This window comes from Hymenobacter lucidus (assembly GCF_020447265.1).
In the GTDB taxonomy this organism is placed as follows: Bacteria; Bacteroidota; Bacteroidia; order Cytophagales; family Hymenobacteraceae; genus Hymenobacter; species Hymenobacter lucidus.
The window spans coordinates 1,028,660-1,046,454 of the sequence record NZ_JAJADR010000002.1 but is presented as its reverse complement, the minus strand read 5'-3'; the positions used below and the strand labels follow the sequence as shown (position 1 = coordinate 1,046,454).

The window sequence follows — 17,795 nt, the reverse complement described above, 5'->3', positions numbered from 1 at the left end:
CGCCGCCGGCCGTTTTGCTTTTTATTCAGTCTCCACTTTCGCCTATGTCTCTTCGGAGAGTTGTCGTGACCGGCCTTGGTGCCATTACCCCGCTGGGCAAAACCGTCGCCGAATTCTGGGACGGGCTGTCGCGCGGGGTAAGCGGTGCGGCCCCCATCACCCGCTTCGACGCCAGCAAGTTTAAAACGCGCTTTGCCTGCGAGGTTAAAAACTACAATCCAGACGACTATTTCCCCACCAAGGAAGGTCGGAAGATGGACCTGTTCACGCAGTTCGCCGTCATTGCCAGCGACGAAGCCATCCGGGATGCTAATCTCGAAGGAGTGAACAAAGACCGGGTGGGCGTTATCTGGGGCTCTGGTATTGGTGGGCTCAAAACCTTCCAGGACGAGTGCTTCAACTTCGCCAAAGGCGACGGTACGCCCCGCTACAATCCGTTCTTTATCCCAAAAATGATTGCCGACAGCTCGTCGGGAAACATCTCGATTAAGAACGGCTTCCGCGGCCCCAACTTTGTAACCACTTCGGCCTGTGCTTCCTCCTCGGATGCCATCGTGGCGGCCTACAACTACATCCGTCTGGGTATGGCCGACGTAGCCGTTACCGGCGGCTCCGAAGCGGCCATTACCGAGGCCGGGGTAGGGGGCTTTAATGCTCTCAAGGCCATGAGCGAGCGAAACGACGACCCGCAATCCGGCTCCCGCCCCTACGATAAAGACCGCGACGGTTTTGTGTTGGGCGAGGGCAGCGGTGCGCTGGTTATCGAAGACTACGAGCATGCCAAGGCCCGTGGGGCCCGGATCTACGCCGAAATTATTGGTGGCGGCCTGTCGTCGGATGCCTACCACATCACCGCTCCCGACCCTACGGGCGAAGGCGTGGTGCTGGTAATGCAGAACGCGCTGCGGGATGCCGGCATCAGCCCCGAAGAGGTGGATTACATCAACACCCACGGCACGAGCACGCCGCTGGGCGACGGGGCCGAAATCAAGGCCATCCAGAAGGTTTTCGGCGAGCATGCCTATAACCTCAACATCAGCTCGACCAAAAGCATGACCGGCCATTTGCTGGGCGGCGCTGGCGGTATTGAGGCGCTGGCCAGCATTCTGGCTATCCAGCACGGTATCGTGCCGCCGACCATCAACCATTTCACCGACGACCCGGAGCTGGACGCGCGTCTGAACTTCACGTTCAACGAGGCCCAGAAGCGGGAAGTGACGGTGGCCATGAGCAACACCTTCGGGTTTGGCGGCCACAACACGTCGGTGGTCTTCCGCAAGCTTCGCGACTAATGCTGAAGCCCGGTCAGCCACTACCGCTCTTCGGATTTTTTCGGCGGCTGCTGGGGCAGGACCGGGCTTTTCGGCAAGCCATTGCCACGGTAACCGGCCGCACGCCTGACAACGTGCGGCTTTACCATTTGGCCTTTACCCATTCCTCAGTGGTGCGGCAGCAGGGCGATACGGCCCGGCACCAAAGCAACGAGCGGCTGGAGTTTCTAGGTGACGCGGTGCTGGGGGCCGTAGTAGCCGAATACCTGTTCCGTAAGTTTCCCTATGAGCAGGAAGGCTTTCTTACTGAGCTCCGATCCCGCATTGTGAACCGGGAAAGCCTGAACGCGCTGGCCCTGAAAATCGGGCTGGACAAGCTCGTGCAGCTCGACCCCGCCCAGGGCCGCGCCGCCCGTTCCCGCTCCGTGAACGGCAACGCGTTGGAAGCTTTGGTGGGGGCTATTTACCTCGACCAGGGCTACAAAGCCGCCCGAAAATTCGTGCTGGCCCGCTTGATTAAGCCATTTGTCGATGTTAAATCCCTGATTGAAACGACGGCCAATTTCAAGAGCAAACTCATTGAATGGGCCCAGCGGCAGGGCAAAACCATTCGCTACGACCTGACGGGCCAGCCCCGCTCGGGCGGCGTAATGGAGTTTTCAGCCACCGTAATGCTCGACGACGAGCCCGTAGCTACTGGCATGGGCCTGAGTAAAAAACAGGCCGAGCAGCTGGCCGCCGAGCGGGCCCTGACGGCCCTGGGCGTATAATTCTCTGCGGACCTCCGCGAAACCACTGCGCACCTCTGCGGGAAATATCGTTGAACGACGGTCCCCGCAGAGGTGCGCAGTGGTTTCGCGGAGGTCCGCAGAGTAGATTTTGACAACCTGGGACCAGAAAATATAGTTGTTAACCAGAATCAATTTTTCGCACGATGAGAATAGCCGGCGCCGCCCTCAACCAGATACCTTTTGACTGGCAACACAACCTGCGCACCATCAAAGACGCCATTGAGCAGGCTAAAACTGCTGGCGTGGAGCTGCTGTGTTTGCCGGAGCTGTGCCTGACCGGCTACGGCTGCGAGGATTTGTTTCTGAGTGACTGGCTGCCCGAATCGGCGCTGGCCCATTTGCAGCAGATCCGGCCCTGGACCCAGGGAATTCTGGTGTGCGTGGGGCTGCCGATACGCATGGCGGGCCGCACCTACAACACGGCTGCCGTGCTGCGCGACGGGGAAATTCTGGGCTTCGCGGCCAAGCAGTTTCTGGCCAACGACGGGGTGCACTACGAGCCGCGCTGGTTTACCTCGTGGCGGGCCGGCGAAACCGGAACCGTGAGCTGGGAGGGGCAGCAGTGGCCCATCGGCGACCTTATTTTCGAGCACAAGGGCGTGCGGTTCGGCTTTGAAATCTGCGAGGATGCGTGGCGGCCCGACAACGAGCGGCCTGCCTGCCGCTTGATGGGCCGGGTGGATCTGATTGTGAATCCATCGGCCAGCCACTTTGCCATGAGCAAAACCGACGTGCGCTACAACCTGGTGCTCAACGCCTCGCGCAACTTCGACTGCACCTACCTCTACGCCAACCTGCTCGGCAACGAGGCGGGCCGCATGATTTACGACGGCGAAATTCTGGTGGCCCGCAATGGACATTTGCTGCACCGCAATCAGCTGCTGAGCTTCAAGGAAGTGGATATGGAGTGTGTGGACGTGGATTTTGCCACGCCCCTGGCCCGGGCCGAAACCATCGAGCCCCTGCCCACGCCCGATGAGTACCGGGAGCTGAACCAAGCCCTGAGTCTGGCCTTGTTCGACTACCTGCGCAAGGCCCGCAGCCGGGGCTTCGTGCTGAGCCTGAGCGGCGGGGCCGACTCCTGCATGTGCGCCGTAGGCGTGGCCGAAATGGTGCGGCTGGGTACGCTGGAAATCGGGACGGCCGAGTTTATGCGCCGGGCCGGCTGCTTCACGGCCGACGATATTGCCCGCATTGCCGGCCCCGTAACGCCCCGGAGCGACCAGGATACCCCGGGCCCTAAAGAAGCGTCGCACACCCAGCCCGACGCCGAACAGCAGCGGCAGCAGCGCGAAATTACCCACCACCTGCTCACCTGCGCCTACCAGGGCACCGTCAACTCGTCCGACGACACCTACAACTCGGCCAAAGAGCTAGCCGATTCCATTGGCGCGGTGTTCTACAACTGGGGTATTGATGAGGAAGTGAATGGCTACGTGGGCAAGATTGAGCACGCCCTGGGTCGGGAGCTGACCTGGCAAACCGACGATTTGGCGCTGCAGAACATTCAGGCGCGGGTGCGGGCCCCGGCTATCTGGATGCTGGCCAACGTGCAAAACTGCCTGCTGCTCACGACCTCGAACCGCTCGGAAGCCTCCGTGGGCTACTGCACGATGGACGGCGACACGGCCGGCAGCATTTCGCCCATTGCGGGCGTGGATAAAGACTTCGTGAAAAAGTGGCTGCGCTGGGCCGAAACCGAGCTGGGCTACCCTGGCCTGCGCTACGTGAATGCGCTGCAACCCACGGCCGAGCTGCGGCCCCTGGAAGACAACCAAACCGATGAGCGGGATTTAATGCCCTATATTCTGCTCAACCGCATCGAGCGGCTGGCCTTTTACAACCGCTTGAGTCCGCAGCAGGTGTATGCCACGCTGGTGCAGGAAGACCCGGCCGCCGACCCCGAGCAGCTCAAAACCTACGTGAAGCGCTTCTACTCGCTGTGGGCGCGCAACCAGTGGAAGCGGGAGCGGTATGCCCCAGCCTTTCATCTCGACGACTACAACGTAGACCCCCGCTCGTGGCTGCGCTTCCCCATTTTGAGCGGTGGCTTCACTCAGGAGCTCAATAACCTGTAGCGCAACCCGGCTGGCTTTAGCTGAGCCACCGTAACAAGGGTATGCAGGGTTTAGGTGCTGTAAAAGATTGACTTTTAGGTTACTAAAATAAATTTGGGAGGTGGGCGCAAGTTTTGGGCAACAAGGTGGCCTAAGCAGGCATAACCTCAGTATTCGCGGCACGCGCTGGAAACTGAACGAGTAGCATTTCTATCCTTTCAGCTCCTGCTTTTCCGGTGTATACTCTTCCGCTTTCCATCGTTTACGGCTCCCCGCCTGCTACCCACGGTACTGCCGCCGCTGCCGATGCCGAGTTGGTGGCGCAGCTGCAGCAGGGCAGTGAAGCCGCGTTTCGCACGCTGGTAGAGCGCTACCAAAACCGGATTTACCGCACGGTACTGGCGCTGCTACGGTCGCCGGAAGAAGCCGAAGATGTGGCCCAGGAAGTATTTGTGGAGGTGTACCAGACCATCGGTCGGTTTCGGGGTGAGGCTGCGCTGAGCACCTGGCTCTACCGGCTGGCAACCTCCCGCGCCCTGAAAAACCGCCGCCGGGCCCGGGCCCAGAAGCGCTTCGCCTACTTTACCAGTCTGCTGGGCTTCGACAATCAATTGCTGCACGAGCCAGCTCATCAGGTGCACCCGCAGGCCCAGCTGGAGGGGCAGCAGCAGCTGACGCACTTGTTGGACCTCATTGACCGCCTGCCCGAGCAGCAGCAGGTGGCTTTCACGCTGCGGCACGAGCAGGACTTGAGCTACGAGGAAATAGCGGCCGTACTCAACACCACCGTGCCAGCGGTGGAGTCGCTGCTGTTTCGGGCCCGCAAAACCCTTCGCCATCACCTTACGCCCACCTTGCGTCATGCCTAAGCATAGCCCTCGATTCAGCGCCGACGAAGAATGGGAAATCCTGCTGCGCCAATGGCAGGCCCAGCAGCCTTCCCAACCCCAGCCTTTTTTTTACAGCCGCGTCCGCGCCCGGCTCGTTGGCGAGATGCCCACGGAGCGTCAGCTGCTGCCCATCTGGCTGCGCTGGCCCGGCTACGTGGCCATGCTGGGTATAATTCTGCTGCTAAGTGGCGACGGCGCAGTATTGCCTTCACCCGACCCGGCCAACCAAAACCAGTCCTATATTGGGGGCCAGCCGGCCGATTCATCCCCGCGCTGACCAGCTTCTGGCGTTCTCCGCGGCGGCCAAGCCATTCGGCTTCCCTTGCGGCCCGGCGGCTGGCCCGCAGGCAAGCCGAATGTCTGACTACCTTTGAATCCTTTCCATCTTTTCGTAACTGTGCTCCCCATGCTTGCCTTCATTACCTGGGACGTGTCGCCCATCATTGCCCAAATTGGCCCCCTGACCTTGCGTTGGTACGGGCTGCTATTTATGTCGGGCTTCGTATTCGGCACGTTCATTCTGTCGCACATCTACAAATCGGAGCGGGTGTCGCCGCGCTGGGTCGATGTCATTACCATCTACATGCTGGTGGGCACGGTGGTAGGCGCCCGCCTGGGCCACTGCCTGTTCTACGACCCGGACTATTACCTGAAGCACCCGCTGGACATTCTCAAGATCTGGGAGGGCGGCTTGGCCAGCCACGGTGCTACCATCGGTATCCTGTTGGCCTGCTGGCTGTTTGCCCGCAACAACAAGTTCGACTACCTCTGGGTGCTCGACCGAATTGTGATTGTGGTAGCCCTAGGCGGTGCCCTCATCCGGACTGGCAACCTGTTCAATTCCGAGATTATCGGCAAGGTGACGGATGTGCCGTGGGCCTTCAAATTTGTGCGCTATAATGAGATTCACCACGAGGTAACCAACATCCCGAACGAGCTGCGCCACCCCACGCAGATGTACGAGGCCCTGTTCTGCATCGTGCTGCTGGCCGTGCTCTATGCCATGTGGAACCGCACCAAAGAGCGCACTCCGCGCGGGCTGCTCTTCGGGCTCTTCGTAGTATTCCTGTTTTTGCAGCGCTTCCTGGGTGAGTTCCTGAAAGAAAATCAGGTGGATTTCGAAAACAGCCTGCCCCTGAACATGGGCCAGATCCTGAGCATTCCGCTGATTCTGGTGGGCATCTGGGTGCTCTGGCGGGCCGGTAAAAACCCAAGTAACCCCTACGGCTACGCGCCCCGGGATTTGGGCCAGGAAGAAGACAACAAGCCGGTAGTAAAAGCCCGGTAAAGCAAAAAGGCCGATTCAATGTTGAATCGGCCTTTTTTACGCACTATGATGGGCAGGGGAGCCTTGGCCTACAGCTTATACTCGTAGATATTGCCCTCCTCGGTGCTGATAAAAAGTGTGTTGTTGTCGTCTTTGTGGAATACGATGCCTTCCGTCTGGCCCGCGCCTTTCAGGGAAATGCGGCGGGGCGTAGCTTTCAGCGCGGCAGCGAAGCTGCTGCCTTCCAACAGGAATAGCTCTTCGCGGGCCAGCAGGGCAATGCGGCGGCCATCGGAGCTAACGTCGGCGCCGGTGACTTCCCCGGCAATGCTGATACGCGTCAGGAGCTGGGCTTTCTGGGTGCCGGGCTGGTCGGAGAGGGTGTAGACTTTACTAGTTTGGCCGGCGCCCCGGTCTTTGGTAAACAGATACACCTTGCCCGCGTGCCAGAGCGAGGCTTCACAGTCGAAGTTGCGCTCCTTTTTGCCCGGGGGAAATGCTTTCTGATCGGAGTAGGAAAAGGCAATTTTGCTCAGATCCTGGGAGTTGGGGTTCATGCGGTACACCACCAGGTCGCGGCGGCTGTTGTTGTTATTGCCGGCGTCCACCACGAAAATGTTGCCCTTATCGTCCTGGGCCAGGCTTTCCCAGTCCACGTTGGAGAAGGGCAGCGTCGATTTGCCCAGCAGGCGGCCCGTCATGTCAATCTTGTAGAGCACGGGCTCATTGCCGGCGTCGGCATGGGTGTAGAAGGTGCCGGCCGTTTCGGCGCGGGCCAGCCCCGAGCTTTCGGGCACGCCGCCGTTGAGGGAGCCTACGCGGCGCAGGCCGGGAATGGCGCCATCGGTGAGCTTGTTTTCCAGACTTTCCTGCTTATCCTTTTTCTTGCCGCCCTTGCCCTTTTTATCGTCGCTCTGGGCCTCGGAGCAGCTAAAGGTGAACAGAGCAGTAGCCAGGGTAGTCCCCATCAGAAGTAAACGCATACGAAAGCAAAAGTAAAGCTGAAAAAAAGCCTTTGCCCGCGGGCAAAGGCACAAACACGAAGTATTCTATACGCAGCCGTGCCGCTTAGGGTACGGGGTCGTAGCCGTGGCCGCCCCAGGGGTGGCAGCGGCCGATGCGGCGCAACGCCAGCTGCCCGCCCCGCCAAGGCCCGTATTTCTGCACCGCCTGGGCCGCGTAGGCCGAGCAGGTAGGCTGAAACCGGCAGCTGGGCGGCGTAAGCGGCGAAATAAGGTGGCGGTACACCCAGATGAGGCCCAGCAAAAGCTGGCGGAATAGGTAGGACATGCTGCGGAAGGCAAAGCTGAGCAAAAAGAACCGGCCAGCCTTTTCGTAAGTTTGAACTGAGAAACGCGCCTGGCTGCGGCTGGGGTTTCCTTTTTAGATTTTTCACTCTCCCATTTCCCACCCATGTTAAAACAACTCTGGGCTAAAGTGCTGCTGCTGGCGCTGCTGCTGCCCGCCGCCGCCCGCGCCGACGAAGGTATGTGGCTGCCGCTGTATGTAAAGCGTCTTAACTACGCCGACATGCAGAAAAAGGGCCTCAAGCTGACGGCCGAAGAAATCTATGACGTCAACAATGCCAGCCTGAAAGATGCCATTGTGCAGCTGGGCGGCTTTTGCACCGGCGAATTTGTGAGCAGCCAGGGCTTGCTACTTACCAACCACCACTGCGGCTACGACGCCATTCAGACCCACAGCACGCCGGAAAACAATATCCTGGAAAAGGGTTTTTTCGCCACCAACAAGAGCGAGGAAAAAACCAACCCTGGCTTGTTCGTGGATATTCTGGTGCGCATGGAAGACGTGACGGGCAAGGTGCTCGAGGGCATCACGCCTCAGACGTCGGAAGTAGAGCGTACCATCCTGATTCAGCAGCGCCAGAAGGAATTGGCTGATGCGGCCAAGGAAAACGGCCAGTACGTAGCCTACGTGCGCGACTTTTTTGCCGGCAACGAATATTACATGTTCGTCTATCAGCGCTTCGGCGACGTGCGCCTGGTAGGGGCGCCGCCGGAAGCGGTGGGCAAATTCGGTGGCGACACCGATAACTGGATGTGGCCCCGCCACACCGGCGACTTCTCGATGTTCCGGGTGTATGCCGACAAAAACAACAAGCCCACCGCCGGCCCTCAGGCCGACAACGTGCCTTACGTACCCAAAAAGCACCTTTCGGTGAGCCTGCAGGGCGTGAGTGAGGGCGACTTTGCCATGGTATTCGGCTTTCCCGGTCGCACGCAGCGTTTTCTGCCCGCCGCCGGCCTGCAGCTGACGCTCGACCAGAGTAACCCGGCCCGCATCAAGCTGCGCGATACCCGCCTCAAAATCTGGAAGGAAGACTCGGACGCCAGCCCGGCCATTCGCCTGAAATACGCTTCGAAATATGCTAACATTGCCAACTACTGGAAGTATTTCATCGGCCAGAACGAAGGTATGAAGCGCCTGAAAACCGTGGACCAGAAGAAAGCCGAGGAAGCCTCGCTCATGCAGTGGATTGCGGCCGACGCCTCGCGTGGCCCGCTGTACGGCGCGGCCCTGAACGACATTAACCAGGCTTACAATGGTCTGCGCGAGTACAACCTGAGCGCCGTGTACGTGGGCGAAGCCGCCAACGGCACCGAAGTCGTGGCCTTTGCCGGCCGCATGGCCCCGCTCTACAAGCTACTCCAGGACCCCAAAGCCGATAAGGCCGCCATCCAGCAGGCCGTAGCTGCGCTGCGTGGTACCGTGGAAGACCACTTCAAGGACTACAACGACCCAACCGACAAGAAGGTATTCGCCGCGCTGATGCAAATGTATGCCACCGACGTGCCCAAGGAACAGCTGCCCGACGTGTTCCAGACGGTGAGTAAGCAGTACGGTGGCTCGATGCAGAAGTATGCCGACTACGTATTTGCCAATTCCTTCCTGGTGTCGAAGGCCAAAACCGAGGCTTTCCTGGCTGCACCCACGCTAGCCAAGCTGGAGGCTGACCCCGGCTTCAAAACCTGGAACTCGGTGCAGCGCAACTACAGTCAGAACATTCAGCCCAAAATGCAGGGCTACCAGGCCACGCTGGCCCGCGCCAACCGCGCCTACGTAGCCGCGCTGCGGGCCAAGAATACCGATAAAGTGTACTCGCCCGACGCCAACTCGACGCTGCGCCTGAGCTACGGCTCCGTGCGCGACTATTCGCCCCGCGACGCGGTAGACTATAAGTTCTACACCACCGCCCAGGGCATTCTGGACAAGGAAGACAATACCAACCCCGAGTTTGTGGTGCCCAAGAAGGAAAATGAGCTGCTGACGGCCAAAGACTACGGCCGCTTTGCCGACAAGGACGGCACGCTGCACGTGGCCTTCACCACCGATAACGACATCACCGGCGGCAACTCCGGCTCCCCCGTTATCAACGGCCGCGGCGAGCTGATCGGTATTGCCTTCGACGGCAACTGGGAAGCCATGACCGGCGACCTGGCCTACGACAAAGACCTGAAGCGCTGCATCAACGTGGATATTCGCTACGTGCTGTGGTGCGTGGAGAAGCTCGGCGGCGGCAAGGCCCTGGTCGATGAAATGACCATCGTCAACAACGGCCCGAACCCCGGCGTAGGCCCGCAGGCCAACGGCGCGGCCCTGCTCAACCAGCTCGGCGACGTGGACAAGATGAAGGTGAAAACCGACGACGGCCAGAAGACCAAAGTCAAGAAGAAAAAAAGCAAGGAAAAGGAAGAAAGCGCGGCGGGCATGTAAGTCCAAAACCTCCTCTGACAGCCCTGAAGGCCCCGGCGCACCGTGCGTTGGGGCCTTTTTGCGTGGAGCCCGAAAATAGCCGGTCTGGCATAACTCATTTTACCGGAACAATGCCCTACTTAGGGAGTGGAAAAGAGTCTTCAAACCCGCGGCCCTGGCCTATGCTAAAAATTTACTCCGTACTGAGTGCCTTTTTGTTAACCGCTTCGCTTGCCCACGCCCAGGGCAATGGCCCCGGCGTGCGGGGCGCCCGGGCGGCAGGGTTGGGCAACGCCTCGGTTACGCTCACCGACGTATGGTCTATTGGCAACAACGTGGCCGGGCTGGGGCAGGTCACGAGTCCGGCAGTGGGCTTCTACGCTGAAAACCGCTATTTGAGCCGCGCCCTGAACACGGCCGTGCTGGCGGCCGCCCTGCCCATTGGCGCGGCTACCGACGGCAAAGCCACGCGCGGTGTAGTCGGCTTCGAGGCGCAGCGCTTCGGCGACAAGCTGTACTCGGAGCAGCGCGTGGGGGCCGGCTACGGCTACCGGGGCAGCCTCATCAGCGTAGGGGCTAGGTTCGACGTGCTCCAGGTCAGCATTGAGGGGCTGGGCAGCAAGCGGGCCGTGGCCGTGTCGCTCGGCGGGCAGGCCGAGGTGCTGCCCAAGCGGCTGTATTTCGGCGCTTACCTCTACAACCTGAACCAGGCCAAGCTGGCCGAATACGAAACCGAGCGGGTGCCCACCGTGCTGAAAGCCGGCCTCTCGTTTCGCCCCACCGAGAAGGTGATGCTGAACGCGGAAACCGAAAAGGACGTGGACCAGGCCGCCGACTTCAAAGCTGGCATCGAATACCAGGTAATTCCGGCGCTGGCCGTACGTGGCGGCTTTTCCACGCTCAGCCGCCAGACGACGGGCGGAGTGGGCTTCCTGGCCGGGCAGTTTCGCATTGACTACGCGGCGGCCTGGCACACGGCGCTGGGGCTGAGCCAGCATTTGGCCATTGGGGTGCAGCTAAACCGCGCCACCAAATGAAGCGGCCGTTTCTTGCCCTGGTAGCGCTGGCCGCGCTGCTGGCGGCCCGGCCCGTGCGGGCCCAGGAATACGTGCGCCCTCCGGCCGACCTCGACCGGCTGGTGCAGGAGCTGTTTGCCGAAATTCAAAGTGACCAGGTGCCGTATGAAGACCTCTACGAAACGTTGCTGCTGTATTATCAGACGCCGCTGAACCTGAACACGGCCACCCGCGAAGAGCTGCGGGCCCTGCTGCTGCTCTCCGAAACCCAGATTACCAACCTGCTGGAGCACCGCGTGGCCCAGGGCAACCTCATCAGCCTCTATGAGCTGCAAAGCGTGGAAGGCTTCGATCTGCGCACGATTTACCGGGTGTCGCCCTTCGTTTCGGTGCAAAGCAATGCCGGCAATGCCGCGCGCGGGCCGCTCTGGAAACGCATTGCCCAGGAGGAAAACAACGCCCTGTTTGTGCGCTACGAGCGGGTGTTACAGGAGCGCCAGGGCTACGCCGCTCCCGATACCACCAGCACCGGCCGGCCCGCCAGTCGCTACCTGGGCTCCCCCGATAAGCTGCTGGTGCGCTACCGCGTCAGCCACCAGCGCGACTTCAGCCTGGCTATTACGGCCGAGAAGGATGCCGGCGAGCAGCTAATCTGGAACCCCGGCACCCGTCGCTACGGCGCCGACTTCTACTCCGGCCACTTCGTGCTGCAGGAGCGGGGCCGCCTCAAAACCCTGGCCGTGGGCGACTACCAGCTGCAATTCGGGCAGGGGCTGCTGCTGTCGTCGGGGCTGCAGGTGGGCAAGGGGGCCGAAACCATTACCACCATCCGGCGCAGCAGCCTGGGCGTGCGGCCCTACTCGTCGGTGCTGGAAAGCACGTTTTTCCGGGGCGCGGCGGCTACCGTCAACCTCACCTCCACGCTACGGGCCACGGCTTTCGTGTCGCGCAAGCGGGTGGATGCCAACGTGCAGTCGGCCGCCGACTCCCTGGCCGAATTCGACGAGTTTTCGTCGGGCTTCCTGATTACGGGTTTCCACCGCACGGCCAATGAGCTGGCCAACCGCCAGACGCTGCGCGAAACCATCGGGGGCGGCAACGTGAGCTACACCAGCCGCAGCAGCAACTTCAACGCGGGCCTCACCGCCGTCAGCACTTATTTCGACAAGCCCCTGCAGCGCCAACCTGAGCTGTATAATGCCTTTGAGTTTCGGGGGCGCACAAACCTGGCCGTTGGCGCGCACTACAGCTACGTCATCCGCAACATCATCCTGTTTGGCGAAACGGCCCGCTCCAGCAGCGGCGGCATCGGCACCGTGAATGGCCTGCTAGCCAGCCTGGCTTCCAACGTGGATGTGTCGCTGCTCTACCGCAACTACGCCCGCAACTTTCACACTTTCTACGGCAATGCGCTGAGCGAAAACACGCGCAATATCAACGAGAAAGGCTTATACGTGGGCTTGAAGGTGCGGCCCGTGTCGCGCTGGGAAGTGTCGGCCTACTACGACCAGTTCAGCTTTCCGTGGCTGAAATTCCAGGCCGGCACGCCCACCCAGGGCCACGACTGGCTGGTGCGGGTAGCCTTCACCCCGTCGAAAACCAGCTTGCTCTACGCCCAGATCCGGACCCGGGACAAGGAATACGACGTAGCCAGCCCCGGCAACCTGCCCCGTACGGCTCCCACCCAGCGGCGCAGCCTGCTGCTGTTCTACGACACCAGCCCCACACTCATTCTGAGTTTGCGCACCCGCCTGCAGGGCACCCACTACCGCGAGGATGATGGCCCGCAGCGCACCGGCTACGTGCTGGCCCAGGATGCCTCCGTGAAAATTGGCCGGCGCCTGCAGCTGAGCGGGCGCTACGCCCTCTTCGATACCGACGATTTCGACACCCGCCAGTATGTGTTTGAGCAGGATGTACTGTATGCATTTTCGGTGCCGGCCCTCAGCGGGCAGGGCACCCGCGCCTACGCCATAGCCGAGGTGAAATGCACCAAGCACCTGACGTTGTGGCTGCGCTACGCCGAAACCCATTATCGCCACCAGAACACTGTGGGCTCGGGCCTGGAAGAGCTGCAGGGCCCGCGCCGCTCGGAAGTAAAAGTGCAGGCCCGCTACAAGTTTTAGCCGTTGAGAAGGAACTGCAAGAACATCATGCAGCGACACAGCCGAAGCATCTCGTGGGCTGACGTTGTTGGAAAAGCACGTTATGCTGAGCGAAGCCGAAGCATCTCTCCCGCAGTAGTAGTCAAACTATCATTGCAGTAGAGATGCTTCGGCTTCGCTCAGCATGACGGTCGGAGTTTTCAATAACGCTGCTGACTGCCTCTTCACATTACCAATAAAATATTACCAACAAACAAAAAGGGCGACTCCACACTGGAGTCGCCCTTTTTTGGCTTTAGCGGAAGCTGATTAGTTTTTCAGCAGGCGCTGCACCGCCGTGCCCTCGGGCATGTCGATGTGCAGCTGATAGACGCCGGTGCTGAGCTTGCTCAGGTCCAGTTCGTGCTGAAGCAGCGCTGCGCCCTTGGTCAGAGTTTCGGTGGCTACCGTGCGGCCCATAGCATCGGTTACCCGCAGCGTGATGGCACCGCGCTGGGCGTTATCCACGTTCACTTTGAAGATACCCGTGCTCGGGTTCGGGTATACCTGGATGCCTTTCAGCTGCGCAGTGCTCTTGTTGCTCAACACGCTGGTTTCGTTGGTATAGGCCGAAACGCCAACCGAGTTTACCGAGCGGACCCGGTAGAAGTAGCGGCCATTCACCGTTACCTGGTCTTCGTAATACGTAGCAGGAGCCGCTACCGTCGCTACGCGCTGGAAGTTGGTGTTGTTCTGGAAGGAACGCTCAACTTCGTACGAAGTAGCATTGCTGGTTGCATTAGCCGACCAGATAACATCTACTTTACCGGTGCCGTTGCTGAACGTGTTGTAGAGGGTCTGCAGCGAGAACGGCGCGGGTGGCAACGAGGCTAGCGTGCAAAGCTCCAGGCTCCACGAGCGGAGTGAGCCACCGTTTGCCGCGTTGTTATCGTTGACGGTCAGGGTCCAGCGGCCGTTGGCGCCGCCGTTGAGCAACTCGGCCATCGAGCTAGCCGGACGTACGGTAGCAGCGCCGGTGAGCGGGCAGCTAACAGCCGTTGCAGCCGCATCGTCGAAGTTCAAGTCGATGTTGGCGGTACCGGCGCAGGCATTAGCCACCAGCGTGGCAGTACGGCCCTGCGGGTTGGTCAGCGTCAGCGTCAACTCACTCACGTCGGGGTGAGTAAGCACCAGATTCCGAATTTTAATATCCGATACGACATCAGTAGTGGCAACGGTGATACCAGACGTTACCGTGCGCACACCGCCGGCTGGAATAGCCTTTGGCACTTCCGTGGCTACAATCGTCTGACAAGCCGAGGTACCAGTCCGGAACTGGGTAACGGCCGAGAAGGGAGCAGTGGCGCAGGGGCTGGTAGCCCGTACGCGCCAGTAGTAGGTCGTGTTAGGCTGCAGAGAAATGCTAGGCGTGAAGCTGGTGCCGGTGACGGCAGTCAGGGCCACGATGGGGCTGGTGAAGGTAGCATTGGTAGCAACCTCTATTTCGTAGCCTGTTGCATTGGGTACGGCATTCCAGGAGAAGCGGGGGCGCTGGGTAGCCGCCGTAGTTGTAGTTGGTGCAATCGGGCTGGCTGCCTGCGTAGCCGCCTGGTTGATGACAATCCGGAATTGCTGCTGCTGCGTTACGCTGCCACTGGTTCCTACCAGGTTGATAACGTAGGTGCCGGAGGGCGTAGCGGCAGTGGTCGAGATAGTAGCCTGAGTAGAGCCGCCCACTGCTACACTCGGGTTGGCATATGTCACGGTCATGCCCGTGGGCAGGTTAGAGGCCGTCAGAGCCACCGTTCCGGTAAAGCCCTGCAGCTGCCCAACGGCTACGCTTACGGTAGTCGAGGTGCCGGGGCAGATGGCCGGCGTTTCGCCCGAAGCCGTGGTAGGCGTCAGGAAGAAGGTTGGGGCCGTGGGTACTTCAATGGTGAAGTTGTTGTTCGAGATATCAAAGAAGATGTTGCCCGAAGCCTGCACTTTGATGCGGGCCGTGGCTGAATTACCCACGCTGGCCGGCACAGTTACTTGCTGGTTGCCGTCGTTGGGCGTATTGGCCAGCAATACCGTCGGGAAAGTCTTGCCGCCGTCGGTCGAAAGCAGGATATCTACATTGGCTGCGCTGATGGGCGCTGCTGTAGTGTTGGCTACATCCCAGCTTACCTGCTGCGGGGCACCAGCCAGCCACCGTGTGGGCACCGGCGAGTTGGTGTTGGGGCTCGTTACCACGAAAGGCCCGGCCGTGGCTACCACTACTACGTGCATGGAGTCGTAGTCGACGCCACCACCGCCCACGCGGTTGTCGCGGGCTACCAAGCGGAAAATCAGGCGCCGACCGTACGTTGGCAGCTGCTCCCCGATGGTATCGGTGTTGGTAATCAGGTTATAGATTTTGGGGAACGTGCGCGAAGGCGAAGAAGTCGGCGTGAAGAACCGGAAGATCGGGGCGTCATCGACGGGCTGCGTCGGGTCGCCGGCCGGGCCCAGGTTGTACTGTTCCCAAGAATACGTCAGCGGGTCGCTGTTGGCATCCGTAGCCGAGCCGGTAAGTGTGAAGGGCGTTCTGACCGGAATCCGGTAGTTGACCCCGGCATTTACCACCGGCGGGATGTTGTTGGTCGGCGTATTTACACCGCAGTTGCCCGCGCCCGTGATGTGCGACACGATTTGGTCGAAGCTACGGGAGTGGAAATATGGCTCACTGTTGCGCGCCAAGTTCTGCGGGGCACAGATGCCGGCATAGGCCATAATAGTGGTGCCGCTACCTGGCTCGTAAGCCGATACCCCGGCCCGGGTGGTGCCGGCGCAGTTGCCACTGCTGCTATTGAAAGTATGGTCGCCGCCAAACTGGTGACCTATTTCATGCGCTACGAAGTCGATATCGAAGGCGTCGCCCACTGGGTTGGGCAGGCCGGTTACGCCGCGTGCTTTGCCCGCTAGGCACACCGACGGTTTCTGAGCAATACCGCCGCCACCGGTGCTGAATACGTGGCCAATATCGTAGTTGGCGCTACCAATGATGGACGTGACCGTAGTCTGGTTTTCGTTCAACATGATAGACCCTTCATCGTTCGTGTACGGGTCGGTGGCTGGGTCGAGGAAAATCAGTTGATCGGTGTTGGCTACCAGTACCAGCCGCACGGCCAGTTCCTGCTCATACACGCCGCTCACGCGGTTTACCGACGTAACGATACCCGCCAGGGCTCCGGCTTTGGTACCGCCTTTGGTGGCTGCGTATTCGCCGGTGCAGGCCATAGCCAGGCGGTAGGTCCGCAGCGTCGTGCCGTTGGCCTGGCGCTGAAACGCCGTTGGCTGCGGCATATTCGCTGTTGCCGGCTCATCGGTAGTGAGGCATACCGCGCCCAGCGCGGCCTGGTTCATGGCCTGCCGGTCGAATACCAGGTGGTGCACATTGTCGCCCTGGGCGGCCGGGTCGATATAAATCGTTTTGCCGTGGCTGCCCAGAATCATACCGTGGAAACCAGCAGGCGACACATCCAGCCGCGCCGTAGCCGACGGATCATCGATACCCTGGCCCTCGTAGGTCTTAATTGAAGGATAGCGGGCGGCCAATGCAGCCTCCATTACCGGAACCTCCACGACGCGGAAGCGCTGGGAGGTGCCATCGGGCAGCGGCAGTGAAATAACTGTGGTAGAGTTGCGGGCACCGGCACCCTTTTCGGCCGGAGCCTGCCGGAGCACGTCGCGCACAGCATCGAGCTGAAAGGAAACCGGACGGAACTGGCGCAGAGCATCCGTCGTTTGCCGGGCCGCGCCGGGCACTTGCGTATCGTCGGCCCAGAGGACGCGCTGAGCGGCCGCCTGATGCGGAGCGCCCACCGCCGCCAGCAGCAAACCACCCAACAGGGCGGGCCGCCACGTGCGCCACGAGTTCGTAAAAGTTGAAGCCATAAAGTAGAATCAGGAAAAAATGAAGAAAGGTCAGTACCAGGTTGTAGGCCTCTAATATAGGGCTTTTGCCTAGTACGTTGCTGTCGAATCCCGTATTTCCTGCCTCTCTGGCTAATGGATGGCTTATTTGGCCGAAGTTTCAAATCCCGCCTTGCTGCCGGCGGGCAGGCTGACTTTATCGAAGCAGATGTAATGCTGGGTATCGTGGAGGCGGTAGGGCTCAATAAAGAGCGTGCGGCCGTTACGAATCAGCATGGCGCGCAGGCCGGTGGGCGTAAATTCCAGGCGCACGCTATTGGCCGGCCGGCCTACTTCCTGTCCCGCGTAGGTTTGCAGCTCCGGATAGCGCGCCGCCAGTTCCGGAGCCATTACCTGAGTCGTGCGCAATTGGTACTGGGCCAGGGTGCCGTCGGGCAGGGGCAGTTGCAACACCGGACCCGCTGGACCGGCCGGCACAGTAGCCAACACTTGCCTGAGTTGCGCCAGATTCAGGCGCACCGTCTGGTACTGCTGGGGGCGTAGCCGGGGCAGGCCCAGGCGCCGGGCCTGGGTAGCGGTGAGGGGTTGCCACAAGGGAGCAGGCACCGGCTTCTGAACGACAGCGGCAGCCAGCGGCAGGGGAGTAGCAGCGGGCGAAGTTCCAAGCAGTGCTGCGGTAGCAAGAGCGAGGCTGAGAGCGGAAAGCATAGGCTGGGAAAGTAGAGGGGAGCTGGCCAAAACGACGAACCCGGACTGCAATACGCCAGAACCCTGCCGAATTACGCATTTCTTGCCAGTTGGGGCTGCG

13 protein-coding genes are annotated in these 17,795 nt (G+C 60.6%); 9 read left to right on the top strand and 4 right to left on the bottom strand.

From position 1 onward, the window contains the following. Positions 1 to 44 precede the first annotated feature (44 nt). From fabF to lgt, 6 genes are all read left to right on the top strand, one after another. A complete protein-coding gene (gene fabF, locus LGH74_RS11245) occupies positions 45 to 1,292 on the top strand; it encodes a beta-ketoacyl-ACP synthase II (RefSeq protein WP_226175689.1) in 1,248 nt (415 codons plus the stop codon). Beyond that, complete coding sequence (rnc, locus tag LGH74_RS11240; RefSeq protein ID WP_226175687.1) at positions 1,292 to 2,041, top strand: ribonuclease III; 750 nt, start codon at positions 1,292 to 1,294, stop codon at positions 2,039 to 2,041. Before fabF ends, rnc begins: the two co-directional genes overlap by 1 nt. A gap of 164 nt (positions 2,042 to 2,205) precedes the next feature. Further along, positions 2,206 to 4,140 (top strand): NAD(+) synthase, encoded by a 1,935-nt coding sequence (gene nadE / locus LGH74_RS11235; RefSeq protein WP_226175686.1) that lies wholly within the window; start codon positions 2,206 to 2,208, stop codon positions 4,138 to 4,140. A gap of 215 nt (positions 4,141 to 4,355) precedes the next feature. Beyond that, positions 4,356 to 4,988, top strand: a complete 633-nt coding sequence (locus LGH74_RS11230) for an RNA polymerase sigma factor (RefSeq protein ID WP_226175685.1) — start codon at positions 4,356 to 4,358, stop codon at positions 4,986 to 4,988. Beyond that, on the top strand, positions 4,981 to 5,286 hold the full coding sequence (locus LGH74_RS11225) for a hypothetical protein (RefSeq protein WP_226175684.1): 306 nt from the start codon (positions 4,981 to 4,983) through the stop codon (positions 5,284 to 5,286). Before LGH74_RS11230 ends, LGH74_RS11225 begins: the two co-directional genes overlap by 8 nt. Before the next feature lie 129 nt (positions 5,287 to 5,415). After that, on the top strand, positions 5,416 to 6,297 hold the full coding sequence (gene lgt / locus LGH74_RS11220) for a prolipoprotein diacylglyceryl transferase (protein WP_226175683.1): 882 nt from the start codon (positions 5,416 to 5,418) through the stop codon (positions 6,295 to 6,297). Between the two features lie 68 nt (positions 6,298 to 6,365). Here lgt and LGH74_RS11215 read toward each other — a convergent pair whose 3' ends face one another. Both LGH74_RS11215 and yidD read right to left on the bottom strand, forming a co-directional pair. Continuing rightward, the gene (locus LGH74_RS11215) at positions 6,366 to 7,259 is read right to left on the bottom strand and encodes a hypothetical protein (protein ID WP_226175682.1); all 894 of its coding nucleotides are present in this window, start codon (positions 7,257 to 7,259) and stop codon (positions 6,366 to 6,368) included. 85 nt (positions 7,260 to 7,344) lie between these two features. Then, positions 7,345 to 7,566 carry a membrane protein insertion efficiency factor YidD gene (yidD, locus tag LGH74_RS11210; protein ID WP_226175681.1) on the bottom strand — a complete coding sequence of 74 codons (222 nt, stop codon included), beginning with the start codon at positions 7,564 to 7,566 and terminating at the stop codon, positions 7,345 to 7,347. A 123-nt stretch (positions 7,567 to 7,689) separates the two neighbouring features. On the opposite strand from yidD, the gene LGH74_RS11205 reads away from it, so the two are divergent. From LGH74_RS11205 to LGH74_RS11195, 3 genes are all read left to right on the top strand, one after another. Further along, on the top strand, positions 7,690 to 10,011 hold the full coding sequence (locus tag LGH74_RS11205; RefSeq protein WP_226175680.1) for a S46 family peptidase: 2,322 nt from the start codon (positions 7,690 to 7,692) through the stop codon (positions 10,009 to 10,011). Between the two features lie 161 nt (positions 10,012 to 10,172). Further along, positions 10,173 to 11,027, top strand: coding sequence for a hypothetical protein (locus LGH74_RS11200; RefSeq protein ID WP_226175678.1), 855 nt, complete (start codon positions 10,173 to 10,175; stop codon positions 11,025 to 11,027). Then, complete coding sequence (locus LGH74_RS11195; protein WP_226175676.1) at positions 11,024 to 13,132, top strand: helix-hairpin-helix domain-containing protein; 2,109 nt, start codon at positions 11,024 to 11,026, stop codon at positions 13,130 to 13,132. Before LGH74_RS11200 ends, LGH74_RS11195 begins: the two co-directional genes overlap by 4 nt. Positions 13,133 to 13,420: 288 nt before the next feature. On the opposite strand, the gene LGH74_RS11190 is transcribed toward LGH74_RS11195, so the two are convergent. Next, positions 13,421 to 17,008, bottom strand: a complete 3,588-nt coding sequence (locus LGH74_RS11190) for a reprolysin-like metallopeptidase (protein ID WP_226175675.1) — start codon at positions 17,006 to 17,008, stop codon at positions 13,421 to 13,423. A 123-nt stretch (positions 17,009 to 17,131) separates the two neighbouring features. Further along, entirely contained in the window at positions 17,132 to 17,695 is a 564-nt protein-coding gene (locus tag LGH74_RS11185; RefSeq protein ID WP_226175672.1) for a hypothetical protein, read from the bottom strand. Positions 17,696 to 17,795 lie beyond the last annotated feature (100 nt).